This is a genomic window from Acinetobacter sp. UBA3132, assembly GCF_002364825.1.
GTDB classification, from domain to species: domain Bacteria; phylum Pseudomonadota; class Gammaproteobacteria; order Pseudomonadales; family Moraxellaceae; genus Acinetobacter; species Acinetobacter schindleri.
Genome location: NZ_DEZM01000181.1, coordinates 1 through 3990 on the forward strand (window position 1 = coordinate 1; position 3990 = coordinate 3990).

At 43.2% G+C, this 3990-nt stretch carries 5 protein-coding genes; all 5 read right to left on the reverse strand.

Going from position 1 to position 3990, the window contains the following annotated elements; all coding sequences use genetic code 11:
* Positions 1-308: BLUF domain-containing protein (locus B4033_RS09810; RefSeq protein ID WP_286833539.1), on the reverse strand; the 308-nt coding region annotated here is incomplete at its 3' end.
* A 73-nt stretch (positions 309-381) separates the two neighbouring features.
* Positions 382-1116, reverse strand: coding sequence for a proteasome-type protease (locus B4033_RS09815; RefSeq protein ID WP_286833541.1), 735 nt, complete (start codon positions 1114-1116; stop codon positions 382-384).
* A gap of 12 nt (positions 1117-1128) precedes the next feature.
* On the reverse strand, positions 1129-1911 hold the full coding sequence (locus tag B4033_RS09820) for a transglutaminase family protein (RefSeq protein WP_048881271.1): 783 nt from the start codon (positions 1909-1911) through the stop codon (positions 1129-1131).
* Positions 1908-2510, reverse strand: a complete 603-nt coding sequence (locus tag B4033_RS09825) for an alpha-E domain-containing protein (protein WP_286833544.1) — start codon at positions 2508-2510, stop codon at positions 1908-1910. Before B4033_RS09825 ends, B4033_RS09820 begins: the two co-directional genes overlap by 4 nt.
* A gap of 23 nt (positions 2511-2533) precedes the next feature.
* A partial coding sequence (locus tag B4033_RS09830; protein ID WP_286833546.1) for a circularly permuted type 2 ATP-grasp protein occupies positions 2534-3990 on the reverse strand: 1457 nt, incomplete at its 5' end.

Consider the following 3990-nt stretch of genomic DNA (forward strand, 5'->3'; position numbering starts at 1 on the left):
CCGCTCTTCCGATCTCGTGAAATATACTTCATCGACCAGCCGGCAAAATTAATCTGCTCAAGCGGACGCATTTCAAAACGTTTGATATTCTCATGCCGTGGATCTTTGCTCAGCTTTTCAAATAATACATTCAGATGTTCCAATTTACCTTCAAGACATTGAAAAAAATAGCCATCTGCAAAATATAATGCCCCAGTAATATCGTGACGATAATTAAAATCTCGTGCCTCGGCCAGAATATCCGTTAAGTCATCGAGCAAATTCGACTTATCAGAGGTACTCTGACTGGCATAACAAAAATGATGCATGCTAACCTCTGTAATTTAAATTTTCTTAAATTTAGCATGCCACTGTAACCTGATATCAAACAGATAGATAGTTTTATTGAAAATAATCTAAAGTTGGCTTAGGTAATTCCTGTAAACCTTTCTTCAAAGTGTCCGACCACTGCTTACTGATTTTGGTGAAATATTCATCATCTTCCTGAATGCGTTTACCTGTCGGAATTTCAAATGTGTCCTTATGATAAACCAGCACATCCAACGGCATCCCTACGGAAACATTGGAACGTAAAGTCGAAGCGAAGGAAATCAGTGAACATCGCAGTGCTTCATCTAGCGGCATATCATAGCTGAGTGCCCGATCCAGAATCGGCTTGCCATATTTACTTTCCCCGATCTGGAAATACGGCGTATCACTGGTTGCACAGATAAAGTTGCCTTGCGGATAAATATGATAGAGCTGCATATCTTGTCCGGCAATCTGACCACCCCCCAATAAGCTGCAATAATAGTTGCTTTGCTCCATGGTATCTGTAGTTACACTTTCAATCACATGCTTCAAGGTACGGCCGACCAGTTCCGCAACCTCAAACATGGTATGCAAACTGAGAATATTAGGTTCCTGATTCAGTTCCAGCTGATTTTTAATATGCCCGATCACCGCTTGTGTCGTAGCCAGATTTCCCGATGCCTGAATAACAATGACGCGCTCACCCGGAATACCAAAGGTATATAATTTGCGAAACACCGATATATGATCCACACCTGCATTTGTGCGAGTGTCACTAATGAACACCATCCCCTGCTCCAAACGAAGCGCACAACAATAAGTCATTTTTTGTCCTTACTAACAACTTAGAACCTGGACGATGGAATGCATGGATTCCACTCCGCCCTTTTCTCTTACTCCACGTACTGGCGCGACGTCCCAATAGTCACGCCCAATGGCAACATAAATATGTGCACTAGGTACAAATAACTGATTACTTACATCAAAGCAATACCAAGCCTGGTCAATAAATACCTCTGCCCAAGCATGACTGGCCAGATGAGAAGTATTTTGAGCATACAGATAACCCGAAACATAACGTGCCGGTAAGCCCAGATATTTGCACATGGCAATGAAAATATGTGCATGATCCTGACAGACACCCTGTTTCGCCTCAAAAGCATCAATGGCGGATCCATGTACCGAGCTACTATTTGTTATATACGGTACATGCTCCAATACCGCCTGAGCCAATGCGACCAGATTTAGACGCGTTGAAGCTGGCACATACTGTTTTACAAAGTCCTTCATTTCCTCATTACACTGAGTAGTTGAAGTCGGCTGCAAGAATAGGTTTGGATTGATCTGGTCATTCATTCCCTGATCATTATTCAAGGGATTTAAATCGACTATACCTTGCGCCATAATAGTTAAGTACTGATAAGGTGTGCGCTGAGTACTGGTAATCCACAAATTATGAAAGGCATCCCGGCTCAGCTCCCGACTGCCCGGCACGCTGACATCCCAGGAATGTACCTGCTGATGTACATTACTGGAAGGCATCATCTTAATGTACTGAATACTACTGGTGACAGTCTCGGTATAGCTATAATGTGTTTGGTGATTCACCATCAACTTCATACATTAATCTCAAACATATGATGAATATAATCACTGAATTGATAAAAATTGATCAGGTCTGTATGGTCACGTAGCTGGTTCCAGTATTCATTCAGATCTGACCAGCCCATCTCCACCAAGGATTCAATTACATAATCAATTTTTGCAATTGTAGTGGTGGTGTCTTCACCTAGACGTAGCTCCTGATCAAGCTTTTCCAGACACTGCCCCAGACTAAAAAACAGAAACACATCCGGAGATTCTCCTTCCAGAATATCCTGACAATCTGTCACGACATCACAGATATAACCGGCATTCTGATCAGCAGTACGAATCAGGCGGTTCAGTTCTGCATAAGCTTTGGCAGACAGTACACCACGTAGATCCTGAATATTGTCACGGGCCACTTTAAACTGTTGATGGAATGAATAAGGTTGAGCCGGATCCAGCACCAGTTCATTTAGCGAACTGGCATCAAAGGCTGGGAGGCAGAATGCATGCGCATACGCAACTGCCGCATCATCTTCTAAAAATGGAAAATGGGCACATAAAAACTGTGTTCTTGATAAGTAGCGACCCAACCAAAAAATATGTTGCGCATTGGAATTAAGTAAAAGCATGACAAATTCCTTCTTTGCTATTTTTATGAATGGAGATTATCGACAATCCAGGTGTCCTTAATGCCACCGCCTTGAGAGGAATTCACCACCAGCGAACCTGCTTGCATTGCTACACGTGTCAGTCCACCCGGCACGATTTCAGTACGATAAGGTGAGCTGAGTACAAATGGACGCAAATCAATATGACGTTCTGCAATGCCATAATTGGTTAAGGTTGGGCTGACGGACAGATCCAGGGTTGGTTGGGCAATATATAAATGTGGCGCAGCCATGATTTTCTCTCTAAAGGTTTCAATCTGCTGTCTAGACGCCTGTGGACCGATCAGCATGCCATAGCCACCTGAACCTTGGGCTTCTTTCACAACCAGCTCATCAAGATGTGCCAATACATAACTGAGATCTTTAGCCTCACGGCATTGGTAAGTTGGAACATTCTTCAGAATGGGTTGTTCACCAAGGTAGAAATTGATCATCTTATCCACATAAGGATAGATCGACTTGTCATCTGCTACACCGGTTCCCGGTGCATTCGCAATAACAACGTTGTGCTGCAAATAGGCAGACATCAGGCCTGGTACGCCAAGGGCGCTATCAGGTTTAAAACAAAGCGGATCGAGATAGGCATCATCGACACGTCTATAAATAACATCTACCTGCTGATGACCACGTATAGTTTTTACATAAACTTTCGCGTTCTCTACATAAAGGTCACGTGATGTCACTAATGGCACATCCATTTCCCTTGCCAGGAAAGCATGTTCATAGTAAGCACTATTGAAACGGCCCGGAGTCAGCACTACGATAAACGGATTATCGACAGCTGAGTTTTCTGCCAGAATTTCTTTGAGTAAATGTGGGTATTGCTCTACACCAGCAATAGGTGTCTGTTCAAACAGGCCTGGCATCAATTTTTCACTGATCTTGCGGCTTTCCAGCATATAAGACACACCTGAAGGGGTTCTGAGGTTATCTTCAAGTACATAGAATTCACCCTTTGAGTCACGGATAATATCAACGCCACTAATCTGACTATAAATGCTGCCTTTCAGGCTATGCTGATACATGTGTGGCTGATAAGCCTCATGGGTCAGCACTTGCAGCTCAGGCACAATCCCTGCTTTGAGGCTATCCTGCTGATGATAGATATCATGTAAAAACAGGTTCAGGGCTTTAACACGCTGTTCACAACCGAGTGCTACCATATTCCATTGCTTGCGTGCAATCACGCGTGGAATAATGTCAAAAGGGATGGTACGTTCGGTGCCTTCTTCATCTCCATAAACCGTGAAGGTAATTCCTTCATAAAGAAAATGTTCTTTTGCCAATTTATTCAGGGTGTTAAGCTCATCTAAAGTATGCTTTGACAGCCACTCTTCGATTTTTTGCCCAGCCAGACCATTCATATTCTGGTCATCACGCATTTCATTAAAGAATTTAGATGCCATTTGCTGCAGCACTTGTAGAGGTTTGCCTGTGTGAG